Here is a 16,431-nt window from a genome sequence, read left to right as displayed (position 1 = left end):
AGAGTGCTGTGTCGCGTAGACGCGTCGTAGTCACCGGTATGGGTATGTTGTCGCCACTGGGCACGGATGTGCCGAGCAGTTGGCAGGGCATTCTGGCTGGCCGCAGTGGCATTGGTCTGATCGAACACACCGACCTTTCTGCCTATTCGACCCGCTTCGGTGGTTCGGTCAAAGGCTTCAATGTCGAGGAATACCTGTCGGTCAAGGAAGCGCGCAAGCTCGACCTGTTCATTCAGTACGGCCTCGCCGCAGGCTTTCAAGCCGTGCGCAACGCCGGTCTGGAAGTCACCGATGCCAACCGTGAACGCATTGGCGTGGCCATGGGTTCGGGTATCGGCGGTCTGACCAACATCGAAGAAACCAGCCGCACCCTGCACGAGACCGGTCCGCGACGGATCTCGCCGTTCTTTGTGCCTGGCTCGATCATCAATATGATTTCCGGCTTCCTGTCGATCCATCTGGGCGCACAGGGACCCAACTACGCCATCGCCACCGCGTGCACCACCGGTACGCACTGCATTGGCATGGCCGCGCGCAACATCATGTACGACGAAGCCGACGTGATGATTGCCGGCGGTGCGGAAATGGCTGCCTGCGGTCTGGGCATGGGCGGCTTCGGCGCATCCCGTGCGCTGTCGACCCGCAACGACGAGCCAACCCGCGCCAGCCGTCCGTGGGACAAGGGCCGTGATGGCTTCGTCCTGTCCGACGGCGCCGGTGCGCTGGTCCTTGAAGAACTGGAGCACGCCAAGGCTCGGGGCGCGACGATCTACGCCGAGCTGATCGGTTTCGGCACCAGTGGCGATGCGTTCCACATGACCTCGCCACCCGCCGATGGCGCCGGTGCCGCGCGCTGCATTACCAATGCCCTGCGTGATGCGAAAATCAACGTCGATCAAGTGCAGTACATCAACGCCCACGGCACCTCGACCCCGGCCGGCGACCTTGCCGAAGCCAATGCGATCAAGTCTGTGTTCGGCGATCACGCCTACAAGCTGGCCGTCAGCTCGACCAAGTCGATGACTGGCCACCTGTTGGGTGCGGCGGGCGCGGTCGAAGCGATTTTCAGCGTGCTGGCGATCAACAGCCAGGTGGCACCGCCGACCATCAACCTTGATGAACCGGACGAAGGCTGCGATCTCGATTTCGTTGCGCACACCGCGCGTAACATGGACATCGATGTCGTGCTGTCCAACTCCTTCGGTTTTGGCGGCACCAACGGCACTCTGGCGTTTCGCCGGTTCGCCAGTTGATGGACAGCTGGGTCGACGGTCAACCGGCTGAAGCGCTGTCGCTGAAAGATCGCGGCCTGGCTTACGGCGATGGTCTGTTCGAGACCATTGCCGTGCGCAGCGGTCAGCCGGTCCTGCTGGATCGGCACCTGGCGCGCCTGGCCGATGGCTGTGCGCGTCTGGCCATTGCGACCGATCTCGAGCTGGTTCGCCATGAACTGCTCAGCTATGCAGCAGCGATGGGTGAGGGCGTGCTCAAGCTCATCCTCACGCGTGGCGACGGCTTGCGCGGTTATGCGCCCGATCCTGCGGCGCAGGGCCGACGTATTCTGCAAGGCAATCCGCCGGCGGCTTATCCCGCTACCCATGCCGAGCACGGCATCCGCCTGTTTCCCTGCAACACGCGTTTATCTACGCAGCCGTTGTTGGCCGGGCTCAAACATCTGAATCGACTGGAGCAGGTACTCGCCCGCGCCGAATGGCAGGACAGCGAGCATGCCGAAGGCTTGATGCTCGATCAGGCCGGGCGCGTCGTCGAAGGTGTGTACAGCAATATTTTCCTGGTGCGCGACGGTGGCTTGATCACGCCCGACTTGAAGCGCTGCGGCGTCGCAGGTGTGATGCGCGCGGAAATATTGTTTCAGGCCGAGTCGCTGGCCATCCCCACGCAAATCGCCGATATCAGCCTCGAACAGCTGCAATGGGCTGATGAAGTGTTTGTCTGCAACAGCGTTTATGGCGTCTGGCCGGTACGCGCCTGTGCTGCACTGAGCTGGCCGGTTGGCCCGCTCACCCGTAAACTGCAAACCATTGCCCGCGCGCTACTGGATGCTTGATTCGTGAGACGTAAACTTTTGCTGCTGCTGGAAACCGGACTGGTTCTGGCAGGGCTGCTGTTGGGCGCCAGCGCCTGGAAAATTCATTCGGCGCTGGAACAGCCCCTGAACATTCCGCAGGAACAACTGCTGGATGTGCCGAAAGGCTCTACACCGACCCGTACCTTCCTTGAACTCGAAACCGATGGCGTCATCAAGGACGCGTTCTGGCTGCGCGTCTATTGGCGCTTCAATCTTGCCGGCACACCGATTCACAGCGGCGAGTACCGTATGCAGCCGGGCATGACCGTCAACGGTCTGATCGATTCGTGGAAGCGCGGCGACGTGGTTCAGTACAGCCTGACCCTGGTCGAAGGCTGGACTTTCCATCAAGTGCGCGCCGCCCTGGCCAAGGACGACAAGCTCGAGCAGACCCTCAATGGCCTGAGCGACAGCGACGTGATGGCGAAGATCGGCCACAAAGGCTTGTTCCCGGAAGGTCGGTTTTTCCCGGATACCTATCGCTTCGTGCGTGGCATGTCCGATGCCGAGCTGCTGAAAAAGGCCTTTGATCGTCTCGATGAAGTGCTCGCCAAAGAATGGGCGCAGCGTTCTGCCGATGTGCCTTACAGCGAACCTTATCAAGCTCTGATCATGGCCTCGCTGGTCGAGAAAGAGACCGGCGTTCCGCAGGAGCGCGGGCAGATTGCCGGGGTGTTTGTGCGGCGCATGGCGTTGGGCATGCAGTTGCAGACCGATCCAACGGTGATTTATGGCCTCGGTGATCGCTACACCGGCAAACTGACCCGCGCACATTTGAAAGAGCCGACGCCTTACAACACCTACGTGATTCCAGGCTTGCCGCCGACGCCGATTGCGATGGTCGGGCGCGAAGCGATTCATGCTGCGCTCAACCCGGTGGAGGGCAGCAGCCTGTATTTCGTCGCCCGTGGCGATGGCAGCCATGTGTTCTCCGATGATCTGGATGCGCACAACAACGCGGTGCGCGAATACCAGCTCAAGCGCCGTGCCGATTACCGTTCCAGCCCGGCACCAGTAACCGCGCCGGCCACCGATGAGGCCATTCCGGCGGCCTCGCCGAACACCGCGCCCGAGGCGCTGCCGCAAGTGCCGCCGCAAGAACTTGCGCCAGCCCCGGAACCGGACGCCGCTGCACCACAGAACGCGCAATGACTTTGATGAAGGACTGCCTGTGACTGGCTTGTTTATTACCCTGGAAGGCCCGGAAGGCGCGGGCAAGAGCACCAATCGCGAATACCTCGCCGAGCGCCTGCGCGCCGCCGGTATCGAAGTGCTGCTCACCCGTGAGCCTGGCGGTACGCCGCTGGCCGAGCGGATTCGTGACGTGTTGCTGACCCCGGCCGACGAAGTGATGCACCCGGACGCCGAGCTGTTGCTGGTGTTCGCCGCCCGCGCCCAGCATCTGGCAGAGGTGATTCGTCCGGCGCTGGCCCGTGGCGCCGTGGTGCTGTGCGATCGTTTCACCGATTCAACATACGCCTATCAGGGCGGCGGTCGTGGTTTGTCGCTGGAACGCATTGCTACGCTGGAAACCTTCGTGCAGGGCGACTTGCGGCCCGATCTGACCTTGATTTTCGACCTGCCCGTTGAAATCGGCCTGGCCCGCGCCAGTGCCCGTGGTCGGCTGGACCGGTTCGAACTCGAAGGCCGGGCGTTTTTCGAGAACGTGCGCAATGCGTTCCTGAAACGCGCCGAAGCCGACCCGTCGCGCTACGTGCGCATCGATGCCGGTCAGCCATTGGCCAAGGTGCAGCAATCGCTGGACACCTTGCTACCGAATTTGCTGGAGCTGGCCCGTGGCTGAGGCCTATCCATGGCAGGACAGCCTCTGGCAGCAACTGGCCGGCCGCAGTCAGCATGCTCACGCTTATCTGCTGCACGGTCCGGCCGGGATCGGCAAGCGTGCACTGGCCGAGCGCTTGATGGCCAGCCTGCTGTGTCAGCGCCCTACGCCTGAGGCGTGCGGCGAGTGCAAATCCTGCTTGCTGCTCAAGGCCGGCAGTCATCCGGACAATTACATCCTGGAGCCGGAAGAGGCGGACAAGGCGATCAAGGTCGATCAGGTTCGTGATCTGGTCAGTTTCGTCGTGCAGACCGCGCAGCTCGGGGGGCGCAAAGTGGTGTTGATCGAGCCGGTCGAGTCGATGAACATCAACGCTGCCAACGCCTTGCTCAAAAGCCTTGAAGAGCCGTCCGGCGATACCGTGCTGCTATTGGTCAGCCACCAGCCGAGCCGTTTGTTGCCAACCATCAAGAGCCGTTGCGTGCAGCAGGCCTGCCCGCTGCCGGGCGAGGCGATGAGCCTGCAATGGCTGGCCCAGGCGCTGCCGGATTGCGCGGAGGAAGAGCGCGTCGAACTGCTGGCCCTCGCAGCCGGGTCGCCGCTGATGGCGGTCAGCCTGCAATCGCAAGGTGTGCGTGAACAACGTGCACAAGTGGTCGAAGGCGTGAAGAAGTTGCTCAAGGGCCAGCAGTCGCCGACGCAGCTGGCGGAAGAGTGGAAAAGCATTCCGATGCTGCGTCTGTTCGACTGGTTCTGCGACTGGTCGAGCCTGATCCTGCGCTATCAACTGACTCAGGACGAAGCCGGCCTCGGCCTGGCCGATATGCGCAAGGTCGTGCAGTACCTGGCGCAGAAAAGCGCGCAGGGCAAAGTGCTGGATATTCAAGACTGGATTCTCGCCCAGCGACAGAAAGTGCTGAGCAAGGCCAACCTCAATCCGGCCCTGTTGCTGGAAGCATTGTTGGTGCAATGGGTGGGATTGCCTGGTCAAAGATAAGAATGTGTACCTAGACTCTGAAGATCAGCAGTGGAGGTGAACATGATTGAGCCTGTCAGCCCGGGGCCGCGTAATGGCATCTTGTCCCTGACCATCAAGGACAAGTCGGTGCTCTACGCCGCCTACATGCCGTTCATCAAGAATGGCGGACTGTTCATCCCGACCAACAAAAGCTACCGGTTGGGCGACGAGGTGTTCATGCTGTTGCACCTGATGGATGAAGCGGAAAAAATTCCGGTCGCCGGCAAAGTCGCCTGGATCACCCCCAAAGGCGCACAAGGCAATCGCGCCGCCGGTGTCGGTGTGCAATTCAACGACGGCGACGACACCGCGCGCAGTCGCATCGAAACTCATCTGGCCGGAGCGCTGAAATCCGACCGTCCCACTCATACGATGTAAGTTGCAGTCCTTTTTATGCTCGTAGATTCCCATTGTCACCTTGACCGTCTCGACCTCGCCGCCCATGACGGCTCGCTGGATGCCGCACTCGCTGCGGCCCGTGAGCGCGGGGTCGGACACTTTTTGTGCATCGGCGTCAGCGCCGACAACGCCGCCGACGTCAAAGGCCTCGCCGAGCGGTATGCCGATGTTGATTGTTCGGTCGGCGTGCATCCGCTGGATGTGCAGCCGGGCGCGGCACCGGCGCTGGATTGGCTGCTGCACGAACTCGATCACCATAAAGTGGTGGCGATCGGCGAAACCGGCCTCGACTATCACTACGAGCCGGAAGCTGCCGAGTTGCAGCAGGAGTCGTTTCGCCTGCACCTGCAAGCGGCGCAGCAGACCGGCAAACCGGTGATCATCCATACTCGCGGCGCCCGTGCCGACACCCTCGAACTGCTGCGCGAAGCGGCGCTGCCCCAGGCTGGCGTGTTGCATTGCTTCACCGAAGACTGGGACATGGCCAAAGCGGCGCTGGACATGGGCTATTACATTTCCCTCTCGGGCATCGTCACGTTCCGCAATGCCGACGCCTTGCGTGACGTGGCGAGCAAAGTGCCGGCCGATCGCCTGCTGGTGGAAACCGATTCGCCGTATCTGGCGCCGATTCCGTATCGCGGCAAGCCGAACCTGCCGCAGTACGTGCGCGAAGTGGCGGAGTTTCTGGCGATGCTGCGTGGTGAGAACTACGAGCGCTTTGCCGAGCAGACCACGGAAAACTTCAAGCGCTTGTTCCCGCTGGCGAGTGTTAAATCTGCCGTATGACGGCAGGCCAAATCGCAGGCAAAAAAAACCCGGGTTCTGGGGGGTGAATCCGGGTTAAGACCATTAGGAGTAAAACAAAGGCACGCGGTCCGTTGGTACCTTTACCGGCACGACACTTGGGGGAGATGTCGCCCGACAGTTCAAGTATTGATCAGTCTGGCGTGCAGTCCAGTGAGCGGGTCGGGGTTTTTAAACAAATTTGGAATACGTTTGCTTCAGTTGAGTTCTCATTGCACCCGATTCGTTCTTGAAATGAACAAGAAACACAGATTTGGTCGATGAACCGTGCTTTTTTGCGCAAGTTAGGCATAATACGCGGCTTCGAATTTTGACCCTTCAGACCTTTTTCTTATGCATAAAGAACCTCGTAAGGTCCGTGAATTTCGTCGCCGCGAGCAGGAAATTCTCGATACCGCGCTCAAGCTGTTCCTCGACCAGGGTGAAGACAGTGTCACCGTCGAGATGATTGCTGATGCCGTGGGTATCGGCAAAGGCACGATCTACAAGCACTTCAAATCCAAGGCCGAGATCTACTTGCGCCTGATGCTCGATTACGAGCGCGATTTGAACGAGCTGCTGCATTCGGCCGATGTCGACAAGGACAAGGAAGCGCTGTCCCGCGCCTACTTCGAATTCCGCATGCGCGACCCGCAGCGCTATCGCCTGTTCGACCGCCTCGAAGAGAAAGTGGTCAAGGGCAATCAGGTGCCGGAGATGGTCGAGGAACTGCACAAGATCCGTGCCTCGAACTTCGAACGCCTGACCCTGCTGATCAAGGGTCGCATCAGCGAAGGCAAGCTCGAAGACGTGCCGCCCTACTTCCACTACTGCGCATCCTGGGCGTTGGTGCACGGCGCGGTGGCGTTGTATCACTCGCCATTCTGGAGCAATGTGCTGGAAGATCAGGAAGGCTTCTTCCAGTTCCTGATGGACATCGGCGTGCGCATGGGCAACAAGCGCAAGCGCGACCCGGAAACGCCGAGCACATAAGTCATTCAGCGGGCTGATTGCGCCGTGTTTTCACAACATGGCGCAATAGCACAGGAATATACTCAGGCATAGGGCTTGCTAAAACCTGATTTCTCAGTCAAGTTTTGCTCGCTCGATTTTCTTTCGCCGGAGTGTTTCATGATCGTTGACCGTCAAGGCAGGCGTTTTCGCAATCTGCGCATCAGCCTGACCTCTGCCTGCAATTACGCCTGTACCTACTGCGTGCCCAACGGCAAGCGGTTGGTCGCTGCGCAGGATGAACTGTCGGCCGAAGCCATGGCGCGCGGCGTCGAATACCTGATCGAAGCGGCCGGCATCGAGCGCCTGCGCATCACTGGCGGCGAGCCACTGGTCAGCCCCAAACTCGAATCGTTCATGACTGCCGTCGGCCAGATGGGCCTCGACGACATCAGCCTGACCACCAACGGTCAACTCCTTGCGAAAAAACTGCCGCTGCTGGTCGATGCCGGTCTGCGCCGGATCAACGTTTCCCTCGATACTCTTGATGCCGCGGCTTTTCGCAGCATCGCCCGTGGCGGCGATCTGGCCAGCGTGCTCGATGGCATGGATCAGGCTGCTGCTGCCGGGATGAAGATCAAGGTCAACATGGTGCCGTTGCGCGGGCAGAACCTCGATCAGGTCATGCCGCTGCTTGATTACTGTCTGGAGCGCGGCTTCGAACTGCGCTTCATCGAGCTGATGCGCATGGGCCACCTGGCCAAGGATTCCAATGCCTTCCTGCAGCAGTTCGTCAGCCTTGAGCAGTTGCTCGGCCTGATCGGCGAACGTTATGAATACGCCCAGACCGACGCACCGGTGGACGCCACGGCTGTGCGCTATGCGATTCCCGGTCGCGGCAATTTCGGAGTAATCGCCAACGAAAGCGTGCCGTTCTGCCGCACCTGCTCGCGCTTGCGCCTGTCGTCGACCGGTTGGCTGCATGGCTGTTTGTCGTCGAGCAACCGCCACTATGTCGGCGATCTGCTCGACAAGCCGCGCCACCAGGCGTTGCCGGCGCTGCAACGTTTGCTGGTCAAGGCGTTGGGTGACAAGCAGGAGGTGGCGTTCTCTGGCGGCGCTACTGTCATGAAGATTATTGGCGGTTGAACAACGGCCTTCGCGAGCAGGCTCGCTCCCACATTTGGAATGCATTTCAATTGTGGGAGCGAGCCTGCTCGCGAATGCCTCTATCACTGAATTTGCCGAGCTGGCGCAAAAGCTGCATCCAACGGCCATTCGCCGGTTTTCCGACACCGGCTTCTGGAGGAATAGGATGCGTAGCCTGGTTTTGCTGCTGGCCGTTTTGGCGCTTGGTGGCTGCATGAATGTCAGCGATATGGCCGAAGGTACTCGTTATCACATGAGCGATGCGGGGCTTCTGGACCACAGTGACAGCCGCCGGGTGAACAATCTCCGCATTCAGCCGGACTCGTTCATCTTCATCGCCCAGGGCGCGTTCGCGCCACCGGGTGGTTCCTATCCACGGCCGAACGTGGTCGCCGAAGAAGCCTTCAAGGGCTTTGTCGAATACTTCCCGATGGTCCGCCGCGCCCGTGCGCCGGAAGGCCTCGACCAGGCCATGGGTGAAGCCCGTGATGCCGGCGCGCATTATCTGCTCTACACACGATTCGCCAAGGCAGACGACCGCATCGGCAACTCCGATGAGTGGCTGGACCAGGAAGCCGTGGATCGCCTCGGTATCGATGGCGGCGTGATTCAGATCATGTTGATCGAGACCAGCACCCAGTATTTGATTGATACTGCACGGATCAAGAGTCGTGGCGGTTTACTGACGTTCCATGATTCCAAACCCGAAGACCTCATCGGTCCGCCGCTGGCGCAATACGCACGCAGCCTGCTGGGGATCGGCGACCAGTAATCAAGGAGTACGCCATGAGTGACCCGCAAACAGCCAATGACCTGCTGGGGCAGATCCCCAAGACCAAAGGCCTGCCACCGGTGCATTTGTGGAACCCGGATTTCTGCGGCGACATCGACATGCGCATTGCCCGTGACGGCACCTGGTACTACCTGGGTACGCCGATCGGGCGCAAGCCGATGGTCAAACTGTTCTCCACCATCATCCGCCGCGACGGCGATGATTATTTCCTGATCACCCCGGTCGAGAAGGTCGGGATCAAGGTCGATGACGCGCCGTTCGTGGCGGTTGCCGTTGACGTGCAAGGCGAGGGCGAGGCGCAGGTTTTGCGCTTTACCACCAACGTCGAGGAAACCACCGAAGCGGGGACTGAGCATCCGCTGCGTGTCGAGATCGATCCTGAGACCCAGGAGCCTGCGCCCTATGTGCATGTGCGCAGCAACCTTGAAGCGCTGATTCACCGCAATGTGTTTTACCAGTTGGTGGAACTGGCGGTGAGCCGCGAGATTGATGGCCAGCGCTGGTTGGGCGTGTGGAGCGGCGGCGAGTTCTTTCGCATCGGCCTGGAACCCTGACACAACATCAAAATGTGGGAGCGAGCCTGCTCGCGAATGCGCTGTATAAGTCGCCAGCAATGTTGACTGACACGACGCTTTCGCGAGCAGGCTCGCTCCCACAATGGTTTGCGCAAGCTGAAAAAATCCGATTGACTGTTATTCGTATGATGATTAGCGTAGGTACCCATCGCGATTCGCCTTGAGGTGTACATGTCCAGCAGCTTTCATGCGTCGACCGTTGACTGGCTGGGCAGTTGGATTGCTGCCGGTCAGGTCAAGCCGGGGCAGACCATCAAGGTCGAGGCGGATCTGGGCGAGCAGCTTGGTGTCAGCCGTACGGTGATTCGCGAAGCAATCAAAACCCTCGTCGCCAAAGGCATGCTCGAAGTCGGTCCGAAAGTCGGCACGCGGGTGTTGCCGGTACGGCGCTGGAATCTGTTCGATCCGCAGGTGGTGGGTTGGCTATCGCGCAATGGGTTGCCGGAAAACTTCGTCGATGACCTGCTGGATTTGCGCCGCACCATTGAACCGATGGCGGTGCGCTGGGCCTGTGAGCGGGCGACACCGGAGCAGATCGAAGCGGTGCAACTGGCTTTCAATGCGCTGGAACGTGCAGTCGACAGCGGCATTGATTACAACCGTGCCGACCAGGCTTTCCACGAATGCATTCTTGCCGCCAGCCATAATCAGTTCATCGAACAAATGGTCCCGGCCCTCGGTGCGTTACTGGCGGTGTCGTTCGAAGTCTCCGCCGCCGACCCCGATGAACTGCGCCGCACCTTGCCGATCCATAAAGACATGGCCGATGCCATCGCCGCGCGCGATTCGACCCGTGGCGTTTGGGCGTGCATGACCTTGATCGACAATGCCGATCTGGCGATAAAACGCTTTTACCCGAAAGTCATGGCGGACCGCAAAGCCAGCTAAGACCGAAAATTCCCTGTGGGAGCGAGCCTGCTCGCGAATGCGTCAGGTCAGATACATCATCATTGACTGACACGCCGCCTTCGCGAGCAGGCTCGCTCCCACATTGGAAACAACAAGAACATGAAGGATTCCAGATGATTTGCACCGCCCTGACCCAACACCGCGCGCAACTCGGCGAAGGCCCGTTCTGGGATGCGCCGACCCAGGCGTTGTACTGGGTGGATATCGCCGGTAAACAAGCGTTGCGCCTGATCGGCCAGAACGTGCAGATCTGGCAGATGCCCGAGCACATCTCCGCCTTCATTCCCTGCGCCAGCGGCGATGCGCTGGTGACATTGAGCAGTGGTGTCTACCGGCTCGATCTCGATTCGCCCGGCCTCGAGCCACGTTTGACGCTGTTCTGTGTCGCCGACCCGCAACCGGGCAACCGGCCCAACGAAGCCCGTTGCGATGCCTTGGGCCGCTTGTGGCTTGGCACCATGCAGAACAACATCGGCGAGCACGGTGAGGATCTGCCGCTGGTGCGCCGTTCCGGTGGCCTGTTCCGTATCGATCCCGATCAACGCGTGACACCGCTGCTGCTCGGCCTGGGCATTCCCAATACCTTGTTGTGGAGCGACGACGGCACCACGCTGCTGTTTGGTGAAAGTCTCGACAGCACGCTCAATCGATATTTCATCCGCACCGACGGCAGTCTCGATGCTCCGCAGGTGTTCTACTCGTCCGATCAACACGGTGGTCCCGATGGCTCGGCGATGGACGCCGAAGGCTACGTGTGGAATGCACGCTGGGACGGCAGGTGCCTGTTGCGCCTGACGCCGGACGGGCAGGTGGACCGCAAGATCGATCTGCCGGTCAGTCGCCCGACCAGTTGTGTGTTCGGTGGCGAAGACTTGAAAACCTTATTCATCACCAGCGCCAAGAGTCCACTGAATCATCCATTGGATGGCGCGGTGCTGAGCATGCGCGTCGACGTTGCAGGAAAACTCTGTACGCGTTTTGCTGGCTAGATCCCAAAATATGGGATGCAAAATTATATATTGAGATTATTTGGCGGTCGGGTTTATAGTCGGCTCCAGCAGTAACACGCACTCACACTTAAAAAGAACAAAACAGGTGAAGTGATGCAGCGAATTCTTGTTGCCCGCGCCAGCGGGATCCGCCTTTCGTCACGGCTCAATGCCGTTGACGACGCATGCCTGTCTGTTTTTCCCAGCCGTCAGAACCGGACATCCACCGATGGCCGGTTTTTTTGCGCCTGCGTGCGGGAGGCCTGAGCCATGGCTGAAGCGCTGACATTGCCGCAAGTGTCGGCCCCGCCGAAAGGCGAGCGTCTGAAAAACAAGGTCGTGCTGTTGACCGGGGCCGCTCAGGGCATCGGCGAAGCGATTGTCGCCGCCTTCGCCGCGCAGCAAGCCAGATTACTCATCAGCGACATCCAGGCCGACAAGGTCGAGCAGGTCGCCGCTCACTGGCGCGATCAGGGCCATGACGTGCAGGCGCTCAAGGTCGACGTATCGAATCAGCAGGATCTGCATGCCCTGGCCCGACGCGCCGTGGAATTGCATGGCCGCATCGATGTGCTGGTCAACTGCGCCGGGGTCAATGTGTTCCGCGATCCTTTGCAGATGACCGAAGAGGACTGGCGCCGCTGCTTCGCCATCGATCTGGACGGCGCCTGGTATGGCTGCAAAGCCGTGCTGCCGCAGATGATCGAGCAGGGCGTGGGCAGCATCATCAACATCGCCTCGACCCATTCCAGCCACATCATTCCCGGCTGCTTCCCGTACCCGGTGGCCAAGCACGGCTTGCTCGGCCTGACCCGCGCGCTCGGCATCGAATACGCGGCCAAAGGCATTCGCGTCAACGCCATCGCGCCGGGCTACATCGAAACGCAGCTGAACGTCGACTACTGGAACGGCTTTGCCGATCCGCACGCCGAGCGGCAGCGCGCCTTTGACCTGCACCCGCCCAAGCGCATCGGCCAGCCGATCGAAGTGGCGATGACGGCGGTGTTTCTGGCCAGCGATGAGGCACCGTTTATCAATGCTTCGTGCATCACCATCGATGGCGGCCGCTCGGTGATGTACCACGACTGAATAAAACGGATTTCCAGCGCTGAACTACGCTTGAAATCCAATCATCATACGATATGACTATTTTCAAACAGCTTCACTGAGAACACGCTTCAACGCTTTTCAAACCTTGCTCAAAAAAAATAACAAGGAGTCATCTGATGAAACGTCGTTTCGGGATTCGTACCCTGTGCAGCACTGCCCTGGCGGTCACTGCGTTCAGCCTGAGCAGTGCGCTGCTCGCCGCCGACGCGGTGAAGATCGGTTTTCTGGTCAAGCAGGCCGAAGAACCGTGGTTCCAGACCGAATGGGCTTTTGCCGAAAAAGCCGCCAAGGACAAAGGCTTTGAACTGATCAAGATCGCGGTACCGGATGGCGAGAAGACCCTCTCGGCCATCGACAGCCTCGCCGCCAACGGCGCCAAGGGTTTTGTGATCTGCCCGCCGGACGTGTCCCTCGGCCCGGCGATCATGGCTAAAGCCAAGATCAACGATCTGAAAGTGATTGCGGTCGATGACCGTTTCGTCGACGCCAACGGCAAATTCATGGAAGACGTGCCGTACCTGGGCATGGCCGCGTTTGAAGTGGGCCAGAAGCAGGGCGCCGCCATGGCCGCCGAAGCGAAAAAGCGTAACTGGGACTGGAAAGACACCTACGCGGTGGTCAACACCTATAACGAACTCGACACCGGCAAGAAGCGCACCGACGGTTCGGTCGATGCGCTGAAGAAGGCCGGCATGCCCGAGGATCACATCCTCTTCGCCGCACTGAAAACCCTCGACGTACCGGGCAGCATGGACGCCACCAACTCGGCGCTGGTGAAACTGCCGAGCGCGGCGAAGAACCTGATCATCGGCGGCATGAACGACAACACCGTGCTCGGCGGCGTGCGCGCCACCGAAGCGGCCGGTTTTGCCGCGAGCAACGTGATCGGCATCGGCATCAACGGCACCGACGCCATCGGCGAGTTGAAAAAGCCTAACAGCGGCTTCTTCGGTTCGATGCTGCCAAGTCCGCACATCGAAGGCTACAAGACCGCCGAGATGATGTACGAGTGGATCACCGCCGGCAAAGAGCCGCCGAAGTACACCGCCATGGATGACGTCACCCTGATCACCCGCGAAAACTTCAAGCAAGAGCTGGAAAAAATCGGCTTGTGGAACTGAGGCAGCGACGGCCCGGGCAGCCGGGCCGTTTTTCGGTGTGAAGAGGTGGCTTTATGCACGCGCAAGTACAGACACAAGAACAACACGGCGCCAGCGGCAGCCTGCGCTTCAACGGGATCGGCAAAACCTTTCCCGGCGTGAAAGCGCTCGACGGTATCAGCTTCGTCGCCCACCCCGGCCAGGTTCATGCCTTGATGGGCGAGAACGGCGCGGGCAAATCGACCCTGCTGAAAATCCTCGGTGGCGCTTACATCCCAAGCAGCGGCGAACTGCAGATCGGCGAGCAGGCGATGGCGTTCAAGTCCACCGCCGACAGCATCGGCAGCGGCGTCGCGGTGATTCACCAGGAACTGCATCTGGTCCCGGAAATGACCGTGGCCGAGAACCTGTTTCTCGGCCATCTGCCGGCCAGTTTCGGCTTGATCAATCGCGGTGAGCTGCGTCAGAAGGCCTTGAATTGCCTGAAGGGTCTGGCGGACGAAATCGATCCGCAAACCAAGGTCGGACGCTTGTCGCTGGGTCAGCGGCAACTGGTGGAAATCGCCAAAGCGCTGTCGCGCGGCGCACACGTCATCGCTTTCGACGAACCGACCAGCAGCCTTTCGGCGCGGGAGATCGATCGCTTGATGGCGATCATCGGTCGTCTGCGCGACGAAGGCAAAGTGGTGCTCTACGTTTCCCATCGCATGGAAGAAGTCTTCCGCATTTGCGACGCCGTCACCGTGTTCAAGGACGGCCGCTACGTTCGTACATTCGACGACATGAGCCAGTTGACCCACGATCAACTGGTGACCTGCATGGTCGGTCGCGACATTCAGGATATCTACGATTACCGCCATCGCCCGCGCGGTGCCGTGGCGTTGAAGGTCGATGGTTTGCTCGGCCCGGGCCTGCGTGAGCCGATCAGTTTCGAAGCGCACAAGGGCGAAATCCTTGGCCTGTTCGGGCTGGTCGGGGCAGGGCGTACCGAGCTGTTTCGCCTGCTCAGCGGCCTGGAGCGCAACACCGCTGGCCGTCTCGAACTGCGCGGCCATGAGCTGAAACTGCGCTCGCCGCGTGACGCGATCGCCGCCGGCATTTTGCTCTGCCCGGAAGACCGCAAGAAGGAAGGCATCATCCCGTTGGCCAGCGTTGCCGAGAACATCAACATCAGTGCCCGCGGTGCGCATTCCGGGCTCGGCTGCCTGATTCGCGGCCTGTGGGAAAAGGGCAACGCCGACAAGCAGATCAAGGCCCTGAAAGTGAAAACCCCGCACGCCGGCCAGCAGATCAAGTTCCTTTCCGGCGGCAATCAGCAGAAGGCCATTCTCGGCCGCTGGCTGTCGATGCCGATGAAAGTCCTGCTGCTCGACGAACCGACCCGTGGCATCGATATCGGCGCCAAGGCCGAGATCTACCAGATCATTCATAACCTCGCCGCCGACGGTATTTCGGTGATCGTGGTGTCCAGCGATCTGATGGAAGTGATGGGCATTTCCGACCGCATCCTGGTGCTGTGCGAAGGCGCCCTGCGCGGCGAAGTCAGCCGCGACCAGGCCAATGAATCCAACCTGCTGCAACTGGCTTTGCCACGCCACCGCGCTGACGGCGTGGCGAACTGAGAGGTGACTATGATGACTACGCAAAACGAAACCCTGCCGACCGAGCGCAAACCGCTGGACATGCGGCGCTTCCTCGATGACTGGGTCATGCTGCTGGCGGCGATCGGCATCTTTGTCGCCTGCACACTGCTGATCGACAACTTCCTCTCGCCGCTGAACATGCGTGGCCTGGGTCTGGCGATTTCCACCACCGGCATCGCCGCGTGCACCATGCTTTATTGCCTGGCATCCGGACACTTCGACCTCTCGGTCGGCTCAGTGATCGCCTGTGCAGGCGTGGTCGCGGCAGTGGTAATGCGTGACACCAACAGTGTATTTCTCGGGGTCAGCGCGGCGTTGGCGATGGGCCTGATCGTCGGGCTGATCAACGGCATCGTGATTGCCAAGTTGCGCGTCAATGCCTTGATCACGACGCTGGCGACCATGCAGATCGTTCGCGGTCTGGCCTACATTTTTGCCAACGGCAAAGCGGTCGGTGTTTCGCAGGAATCGTTCTTTGTTTTCGGCAATGGCCAACTGTTCGGTGTGCCGGTGCCGATCCTGATCACCATTGTCTGCTTCCTGTTTTTCGGCTGGCTGCTGAACTACACCACCTACGGGCGCAACACCATGGCCATCGGTGGCAACCAGGAAGCGGCGCTGCTGGCGGGCGTCAACGTCGACCGCACCAAGATCATCATCTTCGCCGTGCACGGTGTGATCGGCGCGCTGGCGGGTGTGATTCTGGCCTCGCGGATGACTTCCGGGCAGCCGATGATTGGTCAGGGTTTTGAACTGACAGTGATCTCGGCTTGCGTGCTGGGCGGAGTTTCGTTGAGTGGCGGCATCGGCATGATTCGTCATGTGATTGCCGGGGTGTTGATTCTGGCGATCATCGAGAATGCGATGAACCTGAAGAATATCGACACGTTTTATCAGTATGTGATTCGTGGTTCGATTCTGTTGCTGGCCGTGGTCATTGACCGCTTGAAACAACGGTAACGTCAAAAGCTGCCCCTCACCCCAGCCCTCTCCCAAAGGGAGAGGGGGCCGACCGAGGTGTCTTGCGTTCTACATCGACCTGAAAGATCGGGTCGATTGTGGATTCGCTAAAGCAACATCAGTTCGGCGCATTTCCTGAGCACTCCCCAATCAGTTCCCTCTCCCAAAGGGAGAGGGGGC

General features: G+C 60.1%; 17 protein-coding genes. All 17 read left to right on the top strand.

What is annotated here, in order from left to right; translation table 11 throughout:
- Window positions 1-8 precede the first annotated feature (8 nt).
- The 17 genes from fabF (at window position 9) to araH (ending at window position 16,251) form a co-directional block, all read left to right on the top strand.
- Window positions 9-1,253, top strand: a complete 1,245-nt coding sequence (fabF, locus tag AB4O45_RS05640; protein ID WP_252868088.1) for a beta-ketoacyl-ACP synthase II — start codon at window positions 9-11, stop codon at window positions 1,251-1,253.
- Window positions 1,253-2,068, top strand: a complete 816-nt coding sequence (pabC, locus tag AB4O45_RS05635; protein WP_460161175.1) for an aminodeoxychorismate lyase — start codon at window positions 1,253-1,255, stop codon at window positions 2,066-2,068. Before fabF ends, pabC begins: the two co-directional genes overlap by 1 nt.
- A gap of 3 nt (window positions 2,069-2,071) precedes the next feature.
- Window positions 2,072-3,241 (top strand): endolytic transglycosylase MltG, encoded by a 1,170-nt coding sequence (gene mltG, locus AB4O45_RS05630; RefSeq protein ID WP_252876724.1) that lies wholly within the window; start codon window positions 2,072-2,074, stop codon window positions 3,239-3,241.
- A gap of 19 nt (window positions 3,242-3,260) precedes the next feature.
- Window positions 3,261-3,893: a dTMP kinase gene (tmk, locus tag AB4O45_RS05625; RefSeq protein WP_016770985.1), complete on the top strand. Its 633-nt coding sequence runs from the start codon at window positions 3,261-3,263 to the stop codon at window positions 3,891-3,893.
- Window positions 3,886-4,869 (top strand): DNA polymerase III subunit delta', encoded by a 984-nt coding sequence (locus tag AB4O45_RS05620; protein ID WP_460161174.1) that lies wholly within the window; start codon window positions 3,886-3,888, stop codon window positions 4,867-4,869. Before tmk ends, AB4O45_RS05620 begins: the two co-directional genes overlap by 8 nt.
- Window positions 4,870-4,911: 42 nt before the next feature.
- The gene (locus AB4O45_RS05615) at window positions 4,912-5,268 is read left to right on the top strand and encodes a PilZ domain-containing protein (protein ID WP_016770983.1); all 357 of its coding nucleotides are present in this window, start codon (window positions 4,912-4,914) and stop codon (window positions 5,266-5,268) included.
- 15 nt (window positions 5,269-5,283) lie between these two features.
- Window positions 5,284-6,075 carry a TatD family hydrolase gene (locus AB4O45_RS05610; protein WP_460161173.1) on the top strand — a complete coding sequence of 264 codons (792 nt, stop codon included), beginning with the start codon at window positions 5,284-5,286 and terminating at the stop codon, window positions 6,073-6,075.
- A 351-nt stretch (window positions 6,076-6,426) separates the two neighbouring features.
- On the top strand, window positions 6,427-7,065 hold the full coding sequence (locus AB4O45_RS05605; RefSeq protein WP_016770981.1) for a TetR/AcrR family transcriptional regulator: 639 nt from the start codon (window positions 6,427-6,429) through the stop codon (window positions 7,063-7,065).
- A gap of 138 nt (window positions 7,066-7,203) precedes the next feature.
- Entirely contained in the window at window positions 7,204-8,172 is a 969-nt protein-coding gene (locus AB4O45_RS05600) for a GTP 3',8-cyclase MoaA (protein WP_076563802.1), read from the top strand.
- Between the two features lie 166 nt (window positions 8,173-8,338).
- Complete coding sequence (locus AB4O45_RS05595; protein WP_016770979.1) at window positions 8,339-8,944, top strand: DUF4823 domain-containing protein; 606 nt, start codon at window positions 8,339-8,341, stop codon at window positions 8,942-8,944.
- A gap of 14 nt (window positions 8,945-8,958) precedes the next feature.
- Window positions 8,959-9,519: a DUF1285 domain-containing protein gene (locus tag AB4O45_RS05590; protein WP_041479438.1), complete on the top strand. Its 561-nt coding sequence runs from the start codon at window positions 8,959-8,961 to the stop codon at window positions 9,517-9,519.
- Window positions 9,520-9,711: 192 nt separating this feature from the next.
- Entirely contained in the window at window positions 9,712-10,428 is a 717-nt protein-coding gene (locus tag AB4O45_RS05585; protein ID WP_039760144.1) for a FadR/GntR family transcriptional regulator, read from the top strand.
- Window positions 10,429-10,562: 134 nt separating this feature from the next.
- On the top strand, window positions 10,563-11,438 hold the full coding sequence (locus tag AB4O45_RS05580) for an SMP-30/gluconolactonase/LRE family protein (RefSeq protein WP_460161172.1): 876 nt from the start codon (window positions 10,563-10,565) through the stop codon (window positions 11,436-11,438).
- A gap of 270 nt (window positions 11,439-11,708) precedes the next feature.
- Window positions 11,709-12,527, top strand: coding sequence for an SDR family oxidoreductase (locus tag AB4O45_RS05575; RefSeq protein ID WP_056788270.1), 819 nt, complete (start codon window positions 11,709-11,711; stop codon window positions 12,525-12,527).
- Window positions 12,528-12,664: 137 nt separating this feature from the next.
- Window positions 12,665-13,669 carry a substrate-binding domain-containing protein gene (locus AB4O45_RS05570; protein WP_016770973.1) on the top strand — a complete coding sequence of 335 codons (1,005 nt, stop codon included), beginning with the start codon at window positions 12,665-12,667 and terminating at the stop codon, window positions 13,667-13,669.
- A 53-nt stretch (window positions 13,670-13,722) separates the two neighbouring features.
- Entirely contained in the window at window positions 13,723-15,270 is a 1,548-nt protein-coding gene (araG, locus tag AB4O45_RS05565; RefSeq protein WP_236168407.1) for an L-arabinose ABC transporter ATP-binding protein AraG, read from the top strand.
- 12 nt (window positions 15,271-15,282) lie between these two features.
- Window positions 15,283-16,251, top strand: a complete 969-nt coding sequence (gene araH / locus AB4O45_RS05560; RefSeq protein ID WP_056788625.1) for an L-arabinose ABC transporter permease AraH — start codon at window positions 15,283-15,285, stop codon at window positions 16,249-16,251.
- Window positions 16,252-16,431: the final 180 nt, after the last annotated feature.

Source organism: Pseudomonas sp. S2_B10 (genome assembly GCF_054668425.1).
This window is presented reverse-complemented; position numbering and strand designations above follow the sequence as displayed.